The organism is Streptomyces sp. NPDC006372, assembly GCF_040612515.1.
GTDB lineage: Bacteria > Actinomycetota > Actinomycetes > Streptomycetales > Streptomycetaceae > Streptomyces.
In genome coordinates this window covers 78,308-96,380 of the sequence record NZ_JBEXQJ010000008.1, presented here as the reverse complement: position 1 = coordinate 96,380, position 18,073 = coordinate 78,308, and the positions used below count along the sequence as shown (strand labels likewise).

Sequence of the window (18,073 nt, the reverse complement as noted above, 5' to 3'; positions counted from 1 at the left end):
CCCGTCTCCGGTGCGCGGACGTCCCATCCTTGCATGTCGTGGAGGGGACGGCGGCACCGACTGCTCGTCGCGCACACGTCACTCAGGGCTCATCTGCCGCCCCGCTTCATCACAGATCGGGGAGATTCCGTGACAGGAGGTGTGCGGCACCCCAGAAGTGGAGATCCTTGTGCCCGCACGGACAGAGCCGACGGCGTGTCACGGGGGAAGTGCGAATCAGTGGAACGTGCGCAGGAACACGCGCCGGCCGGAGGGCCGGACAGACCGGCCCCGCGGCCCGGTGAGACCGGGACCGCCCTGGAACTCCTCGTCCACGGCGTGGGCGGCACCACGCCGCAGGAGATGCTCAACGATCCGCGCACGGTGCGGATCACCGGCGACGGCATCGCGGCCGTCTTCCGCCGCGCCGACGACGTCGACGCGGAGACCAGCCCCGCCGCCCACCGCCGCGACGGGCCGGTGCCCGAGGCCTACGTCTGGTGCAATCTCACCTCCGGCAACGGCACCCGCGCCCTGTGGCTGTTGCTTCTGCCGTTCATGGTGGTCAACCTCGCCCACTGGATGCGCCCCTGCGCCCGGGGCCGCCGTCGCACCGTGCGCCTGTACGGCCTCCTGGTACGGCTCGCGGGGCTCACCCTGACGGTGCTGCTCGTCGCGGCGGCCTGTGAGGTCGCCCTCGACCTCGTGGCCTGGCAGTGCGCGGGCACCCGCGCGTGCGCCGACCGCCACTCCTGGCTGGGCTTCCTCTCGCCCACCGTCTCGGACGGCGGCTGGTGGAGCAGCCCCGGCCGCAGGCTCGCACTCGCCTCGTTCGTCCCCGCCGCCCTGACCGGTCTGCTGTGGTACCTGTCCCGGCGCACCTGGAGCGACTACGAGTCCCAGCAGCCGCTGGCCCGCGACCCCGAGCCCGAGGAGGGCGGCGGCCCGACCGCACTGGGCCGGCCGGGCTTCTGGTACGGACGGCGGCTGGTCGCCCGGCTGCGCGCCGCGCACACCGCCGCCGGACTGGTCACGGTCGCCGCCGCGGTCGCCGGCGCCGCCGCCCGCCACGACCGCCGGCCCGGCGGCCCCGCCGTACTGAACACCCTGGGCCTGCTCCTGGAGGCAGCGCTGGCGGCCTGCGCGGTCGCCGTGGTGTGGGTGGTGTGCCGCCGCGGGCGCAGCGAGAAACGCCTCGACCGGCGACTCGACGAACGTTTCGTACGGCGCCTGCCACTCGCCGCGCTGGCGCTGCTGGCCCTTTCCCTGCTGTACGCCGCGTGGGAGCGCCCCGGATGGGAGTCGTCGGGGCGGCTGCCCGGCGATGCGACCTTCGGCGGTGTCGTCCTCGTGCAGGGCCTGCTCGTGATCGTCCTGGCCGCCGTCGCCCACGTCCTGCACCGCACCGACCCGGACCGCCGGTCCGTGCTGCGGGGCCTCGGCGGACCGGCCGTCGCGATGCTGGCCTGCGCCCTCGGCGGTGTGATGTCGGGCGGCGTGTCCCAGCGCGTCTCCGACTGGCTGGACGGCACCGGCACGTCGATCGACGGCCCGCCGGTCCTGCTGACCTGGCAGGCGTCCGTGATCCCGCCCCTGATCGTGGTGCTCCTGGTGCTCTTCGGCTGGCTCGCCCACCGCGCCTGGCAGCTCGCCCGCGCCGAGCGCGAGGCCGTGACACGCGACTACCCGGACGAGGCACAGGACCGCGCCCGCACCCGGCGTATCGCCTACGCCCGTGCGATGGCCGCGCTCACCGACCGAGGACCCCGCGTCGTCGCCGTCACCTCCGGCGTGACCCTGCTGCTCGGCGCCGGTGCCCTCGTGGGCGCCCTGACCACCGACGAGACACCGGGCGAGGCGGCGCGGGGCGCGTCCCCCGTCGTGCACGGCACCGCGGAGACCGCCCAGGCCCTCGGCTCCTGGCTGATCGGCCTCGGCTTCATACTCTTCGTCACCTGCGGAAGACGCGCCTACAAGGACGCGGCCGCGCGCCGCACCATCGGCATCCTGTGGGACGTCGGCACCTTCTGGCCGCGTGCCGCCCACCCCTTCGCCCCGCCCTGCTACGCCGAGCGCGCCGTGCCCGACCTGACCTGGCGGATCGCGACCTGGACCCGGGCCACCGGCGGCCGCCTGGTCATCTCCGGGCACTCACAGGGCAGCGTGCTCGCCGCCGCGGCCGCCTGGCAACTCGCCCCGTCCACCCGCAGACGCGTCGCGCTGCTGACCTACGGCTCACCGCTGGAGCGCCTCTACGGACGCTGGTTCCCGGCGCACTTCGGCCCCGCCGCGCTCGGCTCCCTGCACCGGGAGGTCGACTGCTGGCGCAACCTGTACCGGCTGACCGACCCCATCGGCGGCCCGGTACGCCTGCCCGGCGACCGCGATCTCGGCGTCGACCACATGCCGTTGATGGACCCCCTCGCCTACGGCCGCACCGGCCTGCACCCGCTGCCCGCGCCGATCCTCGGCCACTCCGACTACCAGGCCGACCCGGCCTTCGCCGAGGAACGCCGCAAGCTGCTGGCCCGGCTGCGGCCGGATCTGCCGGCACCTCGCGACGAGCCCGAGCCGCCCGCCGCATAGGGGCTCAGGGCAGCTCGGGCAGGTCCTCGGAGTAGAGCAGCGTCAGGTCGTCCGTGCTCGGCTCGGCGATCTGGGCGACCCGGCTCGCGTGCCGCTCCACCATCGCCTCGAAGGTCTGCCGCGCGGTGCGGCCGTTGCCGAACGCCGGGCCCTTGGGGATCTCCGTGAAGTACTTCCCCAGGGCCTCGGCCGCGCCGGGTGCCAGCCGGTACTCGTGCTCCTCGGCCTGCTGCTCCACGATCCGCAGGAGATCCTCCGGGCCGTAGTCGCTGAAGGTGATGGTCCGTGAGAACCGGGACGCCACGCCCGGGTTGACCGACAGGAAGCGTTCCATCTCGGCCGTGTAGCCGGCCACGATCACCACGACGGCGTCCCGGTGGTCCTCCATCAGCTTCACCAGCGTGTCGATGGCCTCCTTGCCGAAGTCGCGGCCGGCGTCCTCGGGGGACAGCGCGTACGCCTCGTCGATGAACAGCACACCGCCACGCGCCTTCTCGAAGGCCTCCTGGGTGCGGATCGCGGTCGAGCCGATGTGCTCGCCGACCAGGTCGACGCGGGACACCTCGACCAGGTGGCCCTTCTCCAGGACACCGAGAGAGGCGAGGATCTCGCCGTACAGCCGCGCGACCGTCGTCTTGCCGGTACCGGGGGAGCCGGTGAAGACCAGGTGCCGCTTGACCGACGCCGCCTTCAGGCCCGCCTGCTGCCGACGCCGGCCGACCTCGATCATGTCGGTGAGGGCACGCACCTCGCGCTTGACGCTCTCCAGGCCCACCAGCGCGTCCAGTTCACCGAGGACGTCCTTGGAGGTGCGGGCGGGCTGCTCGGGCTCCACGGCCGGGGCGGGGGGCTCGGCCTCGGTCCGCGGTCCCGGCAGCGCACCCAGCAGGCCGGGGGAGTGGCTCGCCGTCTGCACGGCCGTCTCCTGTGGTGCGGGCGCCCGGAGCCCCGTGCTCTCGTCACTGGTGCAGTCCTCGACGAGGGGACCCGCCCCGGACGACGCGTCCGCACCGCTGTCCGCGAACTCGTAACCGCCGCGGGCGCACCGCTCCGTGCGGCACTTCCGCAGCGTCGTACGGCTGCCGTCGATCACATGGAAGCCGTAGCCGCCGCTGCCCGTCACCCGGCAGTTCTGGAAGCTGCCGCGGCCACCGGCCGAGACGTAGACCCCGGCTTCCGCCGGTGAGTCGATCGTGCAGCGCTCCACCGTGGGGTCGGCGCCCTTGGTGACGATCACGCCGGTCTGGGTGCCGTCCAGCGCGCAGTTGCTGAGGGTGCCGCCGCTGCCGTGGTCGCGGAACCAGGCGCCGGTCGCCGCGTCCCGGATCCGGCAGTCGTCGAGCTGCGCGGTGGCCCCGTCGCTCACCGACACGGCCGTGTTGCGCACCTGCGACAGGTCGCTGTCGACGACGTCCGCGCGCGAGCCGCGGTCGAGGACGAACAGGGCGTCCGGCACGTCGTGCACCCGGCACGAGTCGAGCACGGCGGTGGCCCCGTCGCTCACCCAGACCGCCGGGTAGTCGCCCGTGCTGTCGAAGATCTCGCACTGGTTGGCGTCCACGCGCGTGCCCGGGTCCCACACCGACAGGCCGTTGCGCCCGAACTGCCGCACCGTGGTGCGGGTCAGCGTGAGCACCGAGCGGGAGCGCAGGTCGACCGCGTTCTCCGGGATGTCGTGGATACGGCAGTCGGCGAGCGTCAGCACGGCGTCCGTGTCGAGCGTGACACCGTCGGCCGTGGTGCGGTGCACATCGCAGTCGGTGAGGTGCGCGGTGGCCCGGCCGGTGACCTGGACGCCGCTGCCCCGGACCTCGTAGACCTCGCAGCCCACGGCCTCCAGTGCCGAGTTCTCCCCGGTCGCCGACAGGCCCGAGCCGGACGTGTGGTGCACCCGGCAGCGCTCCAGCCGGGGATGGGCACCGCCCCGGACGGCAACCCCGGACTGCCCGGCCGCGACGACCTCGCACTCCTCGAACACCCCGCCCGCACCGTCGAGCACGGCGATGCCGACACCCGCCGGATTGTCGACGGCGCAACGACGGACCGTGGGCCGGGCGCTGCCCCGCACCTCGATCCCGGCCGCCGACCGCGTGACGACCCGTAGGTTGGTCAGTTCCGGAGTGCCCTCCTCCACCAGCACGGCCGGAGCGGCCGCGTCCTGGCCCTCCACGTGCAGGTCCTGGACGACCGCCGAGGCGCGCACCGTCAGTGGCACCCCGTCCACGGGCGCGATCCGCACCGAGCCGGGGGAACCGTCGGGGCCGCGCAGGGTGACCGCCCGCTGCACGACGAGGTTCTCCCGGTACGTACCGGGGGCGACCGTGAGGACGTCTCCGTCGGCCGCGGCCTCCAGGGCGGCACCGAGCGATGCGTACTCACCCGTGCGGCGCCGCCACCGCGACGTGCCGCTGTGCGTCACCTGGACCGTGCCCTGTGCCATGGTGTAGCTGTGCCCCCACCTCGGTCGTACTGATGGCTCGTTCGCCCTCGGGATGCGCCTGCCGATGCCAGGGCCACGACCGCGCCCGGCCCCTTCGGGTCTCGCGCGCACACGGGCTCGCCACCGGCGCGCCCCTCCTGCTCGCTCGCGCGCGGGTTGTGCCGAACAGTTCGGCCGGACCACCGTAGCGTGCGCGCGGGGGATGGGTTGACCAGAGCCGGAAGGCTGTCAGCTGCCGGCGCCCGTCCTGCCCCAGTCCGGGCCCGCCTTGTCCCACGCCTGGTCCCAACGGGCGTACCGGCGGCGGACCATGCGCCAGACGATCAGCCTCCTGCCGCCCTCGACGAGACCTCCGGCCGCCAGCGCCGCGCCGAGCCCGGCGAGGACCGCGTGCGTCGACGCCGTCGCGGAGTCGAGTGGGCGGGCCACCATCCGGCCGTGCCGGTCGGCCCATATGTGGAACTTGTCGCCCGGCCGCGGGTCCTTGAGGCCCGCCAGGACCGGTCCGTGGTGCGCGGTGCCGTCCGGAGCGGTCCAGTCGGCGAGGACGCGGTTGCGCAGATCCCTGCCCGTGGAGGTTTCCGGGTCGGCGTCCAGGGGCGAACGGTCCAGCTTGCGCACCACGGTGGCCGTCACCAGGTGCCGGGACTCGTGCTGAGCGCGGACGGAACTCTGCAGGGCGTCCTGCGCGGCGCCCCCGACGAGGAAGCCTGCCACCGGGGCGGCCAGGAGGATCAGCATCAGGGCGGCCAGCGCCACCCACGCCTCGGCCCGATCGGTCGCCCGGCACAGCGGATTGCGCCGCCAGCGCCAGAGTCCGCTGATCGCTCGCACTGCCTGCACCCCCTTCCCCGCTCCGTGATAACCCCCGACGGAGCCGTGTACGCGTCGAACCGGCGAAGAGAGAGCGACATCACCTCACCTCTCTCCGGCGGCTCTCACGAATTTCTCACACAAGTCCAACGCCCGGGCACCCGGCCCGGTTCCCGCGCCCTGGCGGGAGTGCTCCCGCCCGGCCGTCGAAGCCGTGGGCTACCGGTCGAGGATCCGGACCGGGTCCCCGACGCGGATCGTGCCCCGGGACAGGGGTACCAGGTTCTGGCCGAAGACCGGTTTTCCGCCGATCCGGCGGTGCCGTCCCAGGCTGTGCAGGGGTTCGCGGCCGCGCTCGCCCGAGCTCTGGTCGGTCGTGGTCACCACACACCGTCCGCAGGGCTTGGCGACGCGGAACGTCACTTCTCCGACGGCGACGCGCGACCAGTCGTCCTCCGCCCAGGCGGTGGTGCCCGCGACCACCACGTTGGGCCGGAAACGGTTCATGGGCAGCGGGCCCTCGTCCGCGTGGTCACCCCGCGCGATCAGGGTGTTGAGAGCGTCGAGCGAGGCCGTCGTGGTGAGCAGCAGGGGAAAGCCGTCGGCGAAGGAGACGGTATCGCCGGGCCGCGCGTACTCCGGGTCGACGGGCCGGCGCGTGGCCGGGTCGTCCATGTGCACCAGACGCACGCCGATGCCGAGCCAGGAGCTGAACCAGGCGTGCGCGGCGTCGTCTTCGGCCGGGACCCCTTCGACCTTGTCGCGCAAGATCTCCACCGGCACCGTGCCCAGCGGCCGGGGCACGGGCACCGTCAGCGGCTCCATGCCGGGCGCGGACAGCCGGACACCGCCACCGGGCAGGAGCTCGGCGGCGGCCGACGCGAGGCACGGCTGCCGGCGTTGCGTGAGGACCTTTCCCCCGTCGTCGATCAGCACCCAGCGCCGGTCACCGGCCAGCCCCCAGGGCTCCACGGCGGCCTCCCGGGGCGTCAGGCCCCGGACCGCCTTGACCGGGTGGAGGTGGATCGAGTGCAGGTGTGCGTTCCCCATGGGGCCATCGTGCCAGTCGGCACCGACGGCCCCCGGGAGGCGGCTCAGTAACCGCGGTACTGCTGGTTGTTGTACGGCTCCTGATAGGGGGCCGGGGCGGGCCGGGAAGCCGCGGGGCGCATCGCCTCGTAGCCCGCGGGCGCCGCCGGGCGCGGCTGCTGCGGCTGCGGGCCGGGATAGCCGCGCGGCGCGGTCGCCTGCTGCGGGATGTACGCCGCGGGCGCCTGCTGGAGCGGTGCGGGCTGCTGCGTCTGCGGATAGCCGTAGGCGGGCTGGGACGGTGCGGCCGGCAGGGCGGGGAGCGCCGACGGGAGGGCCGGCAGGCTGCTGCCCGGTGTGTCGTACTGAGCGGGGACCCGGATCGGGGCGATCTGCGGGGTGCCCCGCTCGGCGACGAGCCTGTCGTAGATCGGGGTGTCCGGGAAGGAGGCGGAGTAGTATCCGCCGCCGAAGGTGGAGCGGGGGGAGGTCATGGCACATAAGTTAAGCCCACGATGTGCTGGTTGGGGAGACCGATAAGAGGGTTGTTTTCCGTTCCCGCAGTGACCGGGGATCCCCAATGCGAGCGAACTCGGCAAAAAAGGGCGCCAAGCAGGGCGCTGATCGTGTAAAGGCCGAGTTCCGGGCGGGTTACCAGCGGTTGGCCGCGGGTCTCGGCGGCGCCGCGCATGGGAGTTCGCCGCGGGGAGGAATAAGTTGTGCGAACGGAACTCGTCGGACGGCCGGGATGTGCCCGGTGAGGTGCCACGCAATGGGGGCGGACATGCAAATGCTGAAAGGTTCAAACACTCCGGTGTCGACTACGGCGCTGCGGGTGGAATTGGGCTGGCGTACCGGACCCGGCGTGCCCGACGCCGACGCCTCCGCTTTGCTGCTGGTCGGCGGAAAGGTGCGCTCCGACGCGGACTTCGTCTTCTACAACCAGCCCGCGCACTCCTCCGGCGCGATCCGGCACGAGGGCAAGCGCACCACCGACGGCCGGGTGACCGACACGCTCCTCGTCGACCTCGCCCGCGTGGAGCCCGCGATCGAGACGGTCGTCCTCGCCGCCTCCGCCGACGGCGGCACCTTCGGTCAGCTCCCTGACCTCTGCATCGAGGTGCGGGACGCTGCCCAGGGCAGCCCGGTGGCCCGCTTCGACAACCCGGGCGCGACCGTCGAAACCGCTTTCGTGCTGGGCGAGTTCTACCGCCGCCAGGGCGCCTGGAAGTTCCGCGCCGTCGGACAGGGCTACAGCAGCGGACTGGAAGGCCTGGCCACCGAGTACGGCATCACCGTGGACGAGCCACAGCGTGCGGCTCCGGCTCCCGCACCGGTCCCTGCGCCGGTCCCGGCTCCTGCACCGGCCGTTGCTCCGGTGCCGCCTCCGCCCGTCGCGCCCCCGGCGGCGCCGCCCGCACCCGTCCGCCTCACCAAGGTGACGCTCACCAAGGCGGCCCCCTCGGTGTCGCTGACCAAGCAGGGCGGCACCTCCGGCGCCCTGCACGTGAACCTCAACTGGCAGGTGCGCAAGCAGTTCTCGGGCTGGAGCAGCAAGTTCGGCCGTCCGGCCGCGATGCACTCCGACCTCGACCTCGACCTGTGCGCGCTGTACGAACTCACCGACGGCAGCAAGGGCGTCGTCCAGGCCCTCGGCAACGCCTTCGGGGCGCTGCACCGGCCTCCGTACATCCACCTCGACGGCGACGACCGCACGGGTTCCGTGGCGAGCGGCGAGAACCTCACCGTCAATCTCGACCACACAAACGCCCTCCGGCGCATCCTCGTCTTCGTCACCATCTACGAGGGCGCCCGTTCCTTCGCCGACCTGAACGCCACCGTCACCCTCCAGCCGCAGCACGGCGCCCCGGTCGAGTTCTCCCTCGACGAGTGCACCGTCCCCTCTCCCGTGTGCGCGCTCGCCCTGATCACCAACACCGGCGGCGACCTGGTCGTCCAGCGCGAGGCCCGCTACCTGGTGCCCGAGCGCGGCGTGAGCCCGCAGCGGACCGTCGACCACGCCTACGGGTGGGGCATGAACTGGACCCCCGGCAGGAAGTGACTCCCGTCGGAGGCCGTCAGCCCTCGTCGGGCACCGCGTCAGGGCGCGCGTAGGTGCGGCCCTTCCAGGCCGCCCCCCGCCCCCGGTAGTGCTGCACCGCGGAATCGACCGTCATGAGGAGGTAGAGGAACGCGGTGAACGGCAGCAGGGGAGCGAGCCACAGCGGCTGCCGGTAGTAGCGGACCATCGGGACGTACGTCCCCGTCATCACGAGCCAGGCCGCCCCGCCGGTGACCGCTGCCGCCGTGTTCCCCGTCACCAGGCCGGCCGTCAGGGCCGCGGGCGGCACCAGATACACCAGCGCCAGCCCCGCGACCGTCCCGGCGAGCAGCAGCGGATTGTGCCGCAGCTGGGCGTACGCGCTGCGCGACACCATCCGCCACAGGTCACGCAGTCGCGGATACGGCCGCACACTGTCCACCCGGTCGGCGAGTCCCAGCCACACGCGACCGCCGCTCCCCTTGACGGCCCGCGCGAGCGCTACGTCGTCGATCACGGCGTGCCGGATCGTGTCCGGGATCCGAGCCCGCTCGGCGGCCTCCGCCCGCAGCAGGACGCAGCCCCCGGCCGCCGCCGCCGTCCGCGTCCCCACTCCGCCGATCCGGCGGAAGGGGTAGAGCTGGGCGAAGAAGTAGACGAAGGCCGGTACGACGAACCGCTCCCAGGTGCTCTCCACTCGCAGCCGGGCCATCTGGGAGACGATGTCGAATCCGCCGGCACGGGCCGCGGCCACCAGTTCCCGCAGGCTGTCCGGCGCGTGCGCGATGTCGGCGTCCGTCAGCAGCAGGTACTCGGGGTCGCGCTCGCGTGCCAGCCCGATGCCGTGTCGCACCGCCCACAGCTTGCCGGTCCAGCCCGCGGGCGGCTCGCCGGGCGAGCCCACGGTCAGCGGCAGCCCGCCGTGCCGGCGCGCCAGTTCGCGCGCCAGGTCACCGGTGCCGTCCGAACTGCCGTCGTCGACGAGGAAGATCTCCGCCCGTCCCGGATAGTCCTGCCGGAGCAGCGACGGCAGTGCGGCGGGCAGCAGCGGCGCCTCGTCGCGTGCCGGGACGACGACGCACACGGACGGCCACACGTCCGGCTCCCCACGCGGCGGCAGTCGCACATCCGTGCGCCAGAAGAAGCCCTGACAGAGCAGCAGCCACAGCCAGGCGAGAAGCGATCCAGCGGCAGTCCACACAACGGCGCTCACGGGCGCAGTCTGCCCCACAGGGCCGGGCCGGGACGGCTCATCGTCTATCGTGATCGGGTGAAGATCGCGCTCATGGACTCCGGAATCGGTCTGCTGGCGGCCACCGCCGCGGTTCGGCGGCTGCGCCCCGACGCCGATCTCGTGCTCTCCCTGGACCCCGACGGAATGCCGTGGGGCCCGAGGACCCCGCAGGACCTGACCGAGCGCGCCCTTGCCGTCGCCGAGGCCGCCGCCGCGCGCCGCCCCGATGCCCTGATCGTCGGCTGCAACACCGCGACCGTGCACGCGCTCACCGCCCTGCGCGCCCGCTTCGAACCGGACCTCCCGGTCATCGGCACCGTCCCGGCGATCAAGCCGGCCGCGGCAGGCGGCGGGCCCCTCGCCATCTGGGCCACCCCGGCCACCACCGGCAGCACCTACCAGCGCACCCTGATCCGCGACTTCGCCGACGGGGTGCCCGTCACCGAGGTGCCCTGCTGGGGCCTCGCCGAGGCCGTCGAGCACGCCGACGAGGCGGCGATCGACGCCGCTGTCTCAGCGGCCGCCGCCCTGACCCCCGACGAGGTGACCACCGTCGTCCTGGGCTGCACCCACTACGAACTCGTGGCCGAGCGCATCCGGACCGCAGTCCGGCGCCCCGGCCGGCCGCCCCTCGTGCTGCACGGCTCCGCGGGCGCCGTGGCCGCCCAGGCCCTGCGCCGGCTCGGCGAGCAGCCCGCGCCGTGGGCCACCCCCCTCGGCACCCTGACCGTGCTTCTGAGCGGACGCGAGGGCACCCTGCCCGCCCCCGCCCTGGCGTACGACGAGGGGCGGCTGCTCCAGGCGGTCACGCCGGCCGGCTGAACGCACACACAGGTCACCGGCGGCCGTCCAGCCGGTGGAGGCGGTTCCCGGGCGTAGCGGGGCCGGTCACGCTCCGCCACGAGGTACCAGCGGAGCGAAACCTGAGTAACCTCATACGCATGAGGGACCACCGCCACGGCGAGAACGCCTCCCACCAGCCGCCCGTCGTCTGGACCGGCCGGGCCACCAACCGGGTCCAGTGGCTGCTGGCGCTCATCGGCGCCGCCTGCATGGCGCTGGGCGTCGAGCTGGCCGTCGACTCGGCGTGGACGTCCGGCACCGCCCCCCTCGTCATGGCCGTCGTCGGGTGCATCGCCGCCGGGCTGCTGGTCCTCTTCGGAACGCTCGCCTTCGTGCACGTCGCCCTGAAGGTCGACGAGAAGCACCTGGAGGTGCGCTGCGGCCACATCGGACTGCCCCGGCGCCGTATCCCGCTCTCCCACGTGGCGGGCGCCACGTACACCTCGCACGTCACCCCGCGCCACTGGGGCGGCTGGGGCTACCGGTGGCGGCCCGAGAAGGGCACCGCGGTGGTCGTACGACGAGGTGAGGGCGTCGTGCTGGAGCTGTGGGACGGGCACACGTTCACGGTCACCGTGGACGACGCGGAGGCGGCCGTGCGGGTGATCGAGTCGCGGCTGGGTCCCGCGGAGCCGGGCGCCCCCGCGCACTGAGCCGCCCGAGGCCGCGATCGGACGGACCCGGGCGTATCACCGGGCGGGAGTGCGTCCGGCGCTCCGAGGGCGGGTCTCCGGCACCTGGTCCGGTGGTTCGTCGGCGAGCGGGCGAGCCGTGGCCATGCCCGCCAGCAGGCCCGCCCCCACCGACACCGTGGCGAAGCTCAGCGCGTTGCCGAGCGCGGCGATGGCCGCGAGCGCCGTCAGGGCCGCGCCCGCTGTGAGTACCACCGGTGTCGGACGCGGGCCGCGCCACAGCGCGTACAGCACCCACCCGAAGGCCGCCGCCAGGAGGACCACGCCGATGACGCCCTGCTCGGCCGCCTGCTGAAGGGGTGCCGAGTGGGGCTTGCCGTCGGAGAGCAGTGACTCGGCGGACGTCGCGCTCAGCTCTCCGAAGCGCCCCGGGCCGACCCCCAGGGCGGCGTCGCCGCGCATCAGGTGCCAGGCATCCCGCCACAGTTCCACGCGGTGCGGGGTCAGTCGCCCCTCCAGCGCGGCCACGGGCCCGCCCGGTACGGTCCGCGCGGCGACCGCACAGGTCAGACCGGTCACCAGGGCGGCGACCGCGGCCATGACGGCGAGAGCGGCTCCTCGGTGCCGGGTGCGGCCGGCGGCCAGCGAGCACACCAGCACCGCCAGGCAGCCGGCACACCCGCTGGTCGAGCCGAGCACCGCGGCCAGCACCGCGGTCCCGGCGGCCAGCCCCCGCAGGGCGAGCCGCACGGCCGGGACGGAAGCGGCCCAGGCCGCGCAGCAGGCGGCACCGGCCGACAGCGTCAGCACGGCAGCCGTGGCTCCGGCATGCCCCAGAGGCGTGGTGATCTGCGGGCCCGGAGCGAGGTGCGGTACGGCCACCGTCACCCCGGCACCGGCCAGCGCCCCGGCGAGGGGCGCGCCCACCGGCAGCAGCGCCCCGCCGATCCGCCCGGCGGCGTAGCCGGCCGCCACGGCCAGCACCGCGAGGAGTACTCCCTCCGGCCGTCCGCCGTGCGCGGCCGCCGTGATCAGGGACCAGCCGGCGCACGCCCCCAGCACCATCACACCGGCCGCATCGGAAACGATTCGTCTCTCACCGTCCGCGTCCGGCCCGGACGCAGACGTCATTCCTCTGGAACCCACCCCGCCCCCCGCGCACCACGTCGCCCCCGACCTGTGAAGACCCCGGCCGGCGGGCCGCCACGGGCCGCACGACTGAGGCTTCGGCACACCGTAGCCGCTGGTGGGCGGTTTGTGGATGTGTCGTGACGAAATGAGCAGGAACGTTGTTGCCGGGAGGGGCGGGGCCGTCCCGCGAGAAGGAGGCGGGCAGGTCCCGGGCAGCCCCGTGGACCGCGCTGTCGGCGTCAAGGTCACTCGCCTTACACTCCGGGAGTGACCGTCACCGCAACCTCCGTCGGCGAACCGGACCAGCTGGATCCGCGGGTCGCGCCCGGGGCGCGGGCCTGGGCCCGGCGGCTCCAGCGCCTCGTTCCGGCCGCCGCAGCCGCGCTCTCCGGCCTGCTCCTCTACGTCAGCTTCCCGCCGCGCACCCTGTGGTGGCTGGCCCTGCCGGCCTTCGCCGTCTTCGGCTGGGTGCTGCGCGGCCGCGGCTGGAAGGCGGGGCTCGGCCTCGGCTACCTCTTCGGGCTCGGCTTCCTGCTGCCGTTGCTGGTGTGGACCGGAGTGGAGGTCGGCCCCGGGCCCTGGCTCGCCCTGGTGGCCATCGAGGCGGTCTTCGTCGCACTGGTCGGCGCGGGTGTCACGGTCGTGTCCAGGCTCCCCGGCGGGCCGGTGTGGGCGGCCGCCGTGTGGATCGCCGGCGAGGCGGCACGCGCGCGTGTGCCGTTCGACGGCTTCCCCTGGGGGAAGGTCGCGTTCGGGCAGGCGGACGGTGTGTTCCTGCCGCTCGCCGCGGTGGGCGGCACCCCGGTGCTCGGCTTCGCGGTCGTCCTGTGCGGCTTCGGCCTGTACGAGGCCCTGCGTCTCGGTCTGGAGCGGCGCGCCACCGGCGTCGTGCGGCCCGCGGCGGCAGCCGTCGCCGTGCTCAGCATGGGCGTCCCCGTTCTGGGGGCGCTCGCCGCCCGGCCGCTGGTCAGCGACCGGGCCGAGGACGGCAGCGTGACCGTCGCCGCGATCCAGGGCAACGTGCCGCGCGCGGGACTCGACTTCAACTCCCAGCGGCGCGCCGTACTCGACTACCACGCGCGCGAGACCGAACGCCTGGCCGCGAAGGTCAGGGCAGGCAAGGTGGCGCGGCCCGACCTCGTGCTGTGGCCCGAGAACTCCTCCGACATCGACCCCTTCGCCAACCCCGACGCACGCGCCGTGATCGACGCGGCGGCCAAGGCCATAGGCGCACCCATCTCGGTCGGCGGCGTCGTCGAGCGGGACGGCAAGCTGTACAACGAGCAGATCCTCTGGGACCCGGCGAAGGGCCCCGTCGACACCTACGACAAGCGCCAGATCCAACCGTTCGGCGAGTACCTGCCGCTGCGTTCGCTCATCGGCGCCATCAACGAGAACTGGACGGCGATGGTCCGCCAGGACTTCAGCCGGGGCACCGAGCCGGGTGTGTTCACCATGGACGGCGCCAAGGTCGGCCTCGTCACCTGCTACGAGGCCGCGTTCGACTGGACCGTGCGCTCCGAGGTCACCGACGGCGCCCAGATGATCTCCGTGCCGAGCAACAACGCCACCTTCGACCGCAGCGAGATGACCTACCAGCAGCTCGCCATGTCCCGGGTCCGCGCGGTCGAACACAGCCGGACCGTGACCGTGCCGGTGACCAGCGGCGTCAGCGCGATCATCATGCCGGACGGCAGGATCACGCAGAAGACCGGCATGTTCGTGGCCGACTCGCTGGTGCAGAAGGTGCCGCTGCGGTCCTCGCAGACCCCGGCCACGCGGCTGGGCGTGCTGCCGGAGATCGCGCTCGTGCTGGTCGCGGTCGGCGGACTCGGCTGGGCCGTCGGCGCCGGCCTGCGCGGACGACGCGCCGATGACGTGTAGCCGTACGCCGGGAGCGCACCGCCCGAAACCCACCGGACCGCGACCTGCCGGTTAGGGTCGTCGCCATGGCTACTCCAGACTTCATCCGCACCCTCCGCGCCTCGGCCGGTCACCAGCTGCTCTGGCTCCCCGGAGTCACCGCCCTCGTCTTCGACGACGAGGGCAGAGTGCTGCTCAACCGCCGGTCCGACACGCGCCGGTGGTCCGTGATCGGAGGCATCCCGGACCCGGGTGAGCAGCCCGCGGCCTGCGCCGTGCGGGAGGTCTACGAGGAGACGGCCGTGCGCTGCGTCGCCGAACGAATCGTCCTCGTCCAGGCGCTGGACCCCGTCACGTACGACAACGGCGACACCTGCCAGTACATGGACGTCACCATCCGCTGCCAGGCCGTGGGCGGCGAGGCACGGGTCAACGACGACGAGTCGATCGACGTGGGCTGGTTCGACATCGACGCCCTGCCCGAGCTGAACGAGTTCGGGCTGCTGCGGATCAAGCAGGCCCTGTCGGACGCCCCCACATGGTTCGACCCCACTACCTCCAGCTGAACTATGGGGTAAGACCACATGGGGCGGTGCCGAGGTGCTCCCTAGGGTCGAGGCATGACCGCGCCCCGTGTCCTTCCGGCTCCCCACGCCTCCCCGCTCGACCTCGACGGCCGCACCGCGCTCGTCACCGGCGCCGCCGGCGGCATCGGCCGCTCCTGCGCGCTGCGGCTCGCGGCCGCCGGGGCGAAGGTGAGAGCCGTCGACCGGGACGCCGCGGGCCTGGACGCGCTCGCCGAACAGGGCCGCGGCCTCGCGGGCACCGTGGAGCCGCACGTCCTCGACCTCACCGACCTGGACGCCGCCGAACACGCCGCCGCGGGCACCGACGTCCTCGTCAACAACGCCGGACTCCAGCTGGTACGGCCCATCGAGGAGTTCCCGGCCGACGTCTTCCACACGGTGCTCACCGTGATGCTGGAGGCGCCGTTCCGGCTCATCCGTGGCGCCCTGCCCCACATGTACGGGCAGGGATGGGGCCGCATCGTGAATGTGTCGTCCGTCCACGGACTGCGCGCCTCTGCCTACAAGTCGGCCTATGTGGCGGCCAAACACGGCCTGGAGGGACTGTCCAAGACCGCCGCCCTCGAAGGCGCACCCCACGGTGTCACCTCGAACTGTGTGAACCCCGCCTATGTGCGCACCCCGCTGGTGGAGAAGCAGCTCGCCGACCAGGCGCGGGCGCACGGCATCTCCGAGGAGCGCGTCCTGACGGAGGTGCTCCTCAAGGACAGCGCCGTCAAACGGCTCATCGAACCGGACGAGGTCGCCGAGGCCGTGGCCTATCTGTGCGGCGAGCAGGCGTCCTTCGTGACCGGCGCCTCGCTCGTGCTCGACGGCGGCTGGACCGCCCACTGAGCGGCGGGCCCCGCGACCGGAAGGTTTTCCACAGGCCTGACACGACGGCCCGGCCATGGTGAATCCTGTGAGCATGTCCAGCGATCATGTGCAGTCAGCCGGGCGCCGGGCCGACGCCGCCGAGGTGCCGTCGGCCGACGCCGCCGAAGCGCCGCCGGCCGGTGCCGGGACGCCGTATCTCGAGCTCCTGGCCCGCGGCGCGTCCGCCGAGGCCTACGAGCAGCCCGTGCTGCTCGCGCGCGCCGAAGGACGCTCGGCCGAGTGGATCGCCGCGCTCGAGCAGGCCAAGCCGCTCGCCCTGCGCGTGCGCTCCGAGCTGGAGGGACGGCGCCGCCGCGAGGCCGAGCTGTCCGCCCTGTTCGAGACCGCACACGACCTCGCGGGGCTGCGTGACCTGGACGCCGTGCTCCAGGCGATCGTCCAGCGCGCCCGGTCGCTGCTGGGCACGGACGTCGCCTACCTCAGCCTGAACGACCCGGCCCGGGGCGACACCTACATGCGGGTCACCGAGGGTTCCGTCGCGGCCCGGTTCCAGCAGCTGCGGCTGGGCATGGGGGAGGGACTCGGCGGTCTGGTCGCCCAGACGGCACGCCCCTACGTCACCGACGACTACTTCAAGGACGAGCGCTTCCAGCACACCCTCACCATCGACACGGGCGTGCGCGACGAAGGGCTCGTCGCCATCCTCGGCGTTCCGCTGACGCTCGGGCACCACGTCATCGGCGTGCTGTTCGCCGCGGACCGCCGCGCCCGGGTCTTCGAGCGGGAGCAGATCGCCCTGCTCGGCTCCTTCGCGGCCCTCGCCGCGGCGGCCATCGACACCGCCAACCTGCTCGCCGAGACCAGGTCGGCCCTCGCCGGCCTGGAGCGGGCCAACGAGATCATCCAGGACCGCAGTGGCGTCATCGAGCGCGCCTCCGACGTGCACGACCGGCTCGCCGAACTCGTGCTGCGCGGCGGCGGGGTCCACGACGTGGCCGCCGCGGTCTCCGAGGTCCTCGACGGGACGGTCGAGTTCGCCGAGACCCCCGCGGCACCGGCCGAGGCCCTGACGATCTCCCGTGCGGAGGGGCACGCGGTGCGGCACCAGGACGACTGGATCGCCGCCGTCGCCGCCGGCGGCGAACTGCTCGGCGCGCTCGTGCTGCGCGGCCAACCGGGGCTCGACCCCGTCGACCAGCGCACCCTGGAGCGTGCCGCCATGGTCACCTCCCTGCTGCTCCTGGCCCGCCGGTCCGCCGCCGAGGCCGAGCAGCGCGTGCGCGGCGAACTCCTGGACGACCTGCTGGACGCCCGCGACCACGATCCGCGCCTGCTGCGCGAGCGAGCGAGCCGCCTGCACGCCGACCTCGACGCCGTCCATGTGGTGCTGGCCGCGCGCCTAGAGGGCGACGCGGCCGACGCCGACCAGGAGGCGGACGCCCGCAGACGCCTGGCGGCCGCCGCGTCCCACCTCGCCGCCACCCGGCACGGCCTGGCCGCCGCCCGGGACGGCGGTACGGTCCTGCTGCTGCCCCTCGGCCCGCGCGACACCGCCACCGACCTGGCCCGCCGCGCCGCCCGGCATCTGGGCACCGCGGTCCACGCCCCGGTCACCGTCGGCGCCTCCGCACCCACCGAGGACCTCGCCACCCACCCCGACACCGTGGCCACGGCCTACGGGGAGGCCCGGCGCTGCCTCGACGCCCTGCGGCTCCTCGGCCGCACCGGGGACGGGGCCGCCGCCGAGGACTTCGGCTTCCTGGGACTGCTCCTGGCCGGCGACCGGGACATCCCGGGTTTCGTCGACCGCACCATCGGCGAGGTCGTCGCGTACGACGCCCGGCGCGGCACCGAACTGCTGCGCACCCTCGACGCGTACTTCGCCTGCGGCATGAGCCCCGCCCGCACCAAGGACGAACTGCACGTCCATGTGAACACGGTGGCTCAGCGCCTCGAACGCGTCGGCCGGCTCCTCGGCGACGACTGGCAGAGCCCGGCCCGCGCCCTGGAGATCCAACTCGCCCTGCGACTGCACCGGTTGTCGGTACCGGCACAGCGCTGACCCCCGAACGCCCGTCG

General features: G+C 73.7%; 14 protein-coding genes. 8 read left to right on the top strand and 6 right to left on the bottom strand.

Translation table 11 applies throughout. From position 1 onward, the window contains the following. The first annotated feature begins 219 nt into the window (after positions 1-219). Positions 220-2,565, top strand: coding sequence for a hypothetical protein (locus ABZ016_RS15735; RefSeq protein ID WP_356917164.1), 2,346 nt, complete (start codon positions 220-222; stop codon positions 2,563-2,565). Positions 2,566-2,569: 4 nt separating this feature from the next. Here the strand turns inward: ABZ016_RS15735 and ABZ016_RS15730 are convergent, their stop codons facing one another. The 4 genes from ABZ016_RS15730 to ABZ016_RS15715 form a co-directional block, all read right to left on the bottom strand. After that, positions 2,570-5,005, bottom strand: coding sequence for a right-handed parallel beta-helix repeat-containing protein (locus ABZ016_RS15730; RefSeq protein ID WP_356917163.1), 2,436 nt, complete (start codon positions 5,003-5,005; stop codon positions 2,570-2,572). Positions 5,006-5,233: 228 nt separating this feature from the next. After that, on the bottom strand, positions 5,234-5,839 hold the full coding sequence (locus ABZ016_RS15725) for a hypothetical protein (RefSeq protein WP_356917305.1): 606 nt from the start codon (positions 5,837-5,839) through the stop codon (positions 5,234-5,236). 198 nt (positions 5,840-6,037) lie between these two features. Beyond that, entirely contained in the window at positions 6,038-6,868 is an 831-nt protein-coding gene (locus tag ABZ016_RS15720; RefSeq protein ID WP_356917162.1) for an MOSC N-terminal beta barrel domain-containing protein, read from the bottom strand. A gap of 44 nt (positions 6,869-6,912) precedes the next feature. Beyond that, positions 6,913-7,341: a DUF6643 family protein gene (locus ABZ016_RS15715; RefSeq protein ID WP_356917161.1), complete on the bottom strand. Its 429-nt coding sequence runs from the start codon at positions 7,339-7,341 to the stop codon at positions 6,913-6,915. Positions 7,342-7,637: 296 nt separating this feature from the next. Between ABZ016_RS15715 and ABZ016_RS15710 the strand changes: the two genes are divergently transcribed. Then, positions 7,638-8,909, top strand: coding sequence for a TerD family protein (locus ABZ016_RS15710; RefSeq protein ID WP_356917160.1), 1,272 nt, complete (start codon positions 7,638-7,640; stop codon positions 8,907-8,909). Positions 8,910-8,925: 16 nt separating this feature from the next. Here the strand turns inward: ABZ016_RS15710 and ABZ016_RS15705 are convergent, their stop codons facing one another. Beyond that, a complete protein-coding gene (locus ABZ016_RS15705; RefSeq protein WP_356917159.1) occupies positions 8,926-10,119 on the bottom strand; it encodes a glycosyltransferase in 1,194 nt (397 codons plus the stop codon). A gap of 39 nt (positions 10,120-10,158) precedes the next feature. On the opposite strand from ABZ016_RS15705, the gene ABZ016_RS15700 reads away from it, so the two are divergent. Next, entirely contained in the window at positions 10,159-10,944 is a 786-nt protein-coding gene (locus ABZ016_RS15700; protein WP_356917158.1) for an aspartate/glutamate racemase family protein, read from the top strand. A gap of 119 nt (positions 10,945-11,063) precedes the next feature. Continuing rightward, a complete protein-coding gene (locus ABZ016_RS15695) occupies positions 11,064-11,618 on the top strand; it encodes a hypothetical protein (protein WP_356917157.1) in 555 nt (184 codons plus the stop codon). Between the two features lie 36 nt (positions 11,619-11,654). Here ABZ016_RS15695 and ABZ016_RS15690 read toward each other — a convergent pair whose 3' ends face one another. Then, positions 11,655-12,728, bottom strand: a complete 1,074-nt coding sequence (locus ABZ016_RS15690) for an O-antigen ligase family protein (RefSeq protein ID WP_356917156.1) — start codon at positions 12,726-12,728, stop codon at positions 11,655-11,657. A gap of 267 nt (positions 12,729-12,995) precedes the next feature. Here ABZ016_RS15690 and lnt point away from each other — a divergent pair, with 267 nt between their 5' ends. From lnt to ABZ016_RS15670, 4 genes are all read left to right on the top strand, one after another. Further along, positions 12,996-14,612 carry an apolipoprotein N-acyltransferase gene (lnt, locus tag ABZ016_RS15685; protein WP_356917155.1) on the top strand — a complete coding sequence of 539 codons (1,617 nt, stop codon included), beginning with the start codon at positions 12,996-12,998 and terminating at the stop codon, positions 14,610-14,612. 65 nt (positions 14,613-14,677) lie between these two features. Then, entirely contained in the window at positions 14,678-15,157 is a 480-nt protein-coding gene (locus tag ABZ016_RS15680; RefSeq protein ID WP_356917154.1) for an NUDIX domain-containing protein, read from the top strand. 54 nt (positions 15,158-15,211) lie between these two features. After that, complete coding sequence (locus tag ABZ016_RS15675; protein WP_356917153.1) at positions 15,212-16,012, top strand: 3-hydroxybutyrate dehydrogenase; 801 nt, start codon at positions 15,212-15,214, stop codon at positions 16,010-16,012. Between the two features lie 73 nt (positions 16,013-16,085). Beyond that, entirely contained in the window at positions 16,086-18,056 is a 1,971-nt protein-coding gene (locus tag ABZ016_RS15670) for a GAF domain-containing protein (RefSeq protein WP_356917152.1), read from the top strand. Positions 18,057-18,073 lie beyond the last annotated feature (17 nt).

Bases quoted from the DNA above. Each gene is read 5' to 3' on its own strand.
- ABZ016_RS15730 (WP_356917163.1), bottom strand. From the start codon at position 5,005: ATGGCACAGGGCACGGTCCAGGTGACGCACAGCGGCACGTCGCGGTGG.
- ABZ016_RS15720 (WP_356917162.1), bottom strand. From the start codon at position 6,868: ATGGGGAACGCACACCTGCACTCGATCCACCTCCACCCGGTCAAGGCG.
- ABZ016_RS15715 (WP_356917161.1), bottom strand. From the start codon at position 7,341: ATGACCTCCCCCCGCTCCACCTTCGGCGGCGGATACTACTCCGCCTCC.
- ABZ016_RS15710 (WP_356917160.1), top strand. From the start codon at position 7,638: ATGCTGAAAGGTTCAAACACTCCGGTGTCGACTACGGCGCTGCGGGTG.
- ABZ016_RS15695 (WP_356917157.1), top strand. From the start codon at position 11,064: ATGAGGGACCACCGCCACGGCGAGAACGCCTCCCACCAGCCGCCCGTC.
- ABZ016_RS15690 (WP_356917156.1), bottom strand. From the start codon at position 12,728: ATGACGTCTGCGTCCGGGCCGGACGCGGACGGTGAGAGACGAATCGTT.
- ABZ016_RS15680 (WP_356917154.1), top strand. From the start codon at position 14,678: ATGGCTACTCCAGACTTCATCCGCACCCTCCGCGCCTCGGCCGGTCAC.
- ABZ016_RS15675 (WP_356917153.1), top strand. From the start codon at position 15,212: ATGACCGCGCCCCGTGTCCTTCCGGCTCCCCACGCCTCCCCGCTCGAC.
- ABZ016_RS15670 (WP_356917152.1), top strand. From the start codon at position 16,086: ATGTCCAGCGATCATGTGCAGTCAGCCGGGCGCCGGGCCGACGCCGCC.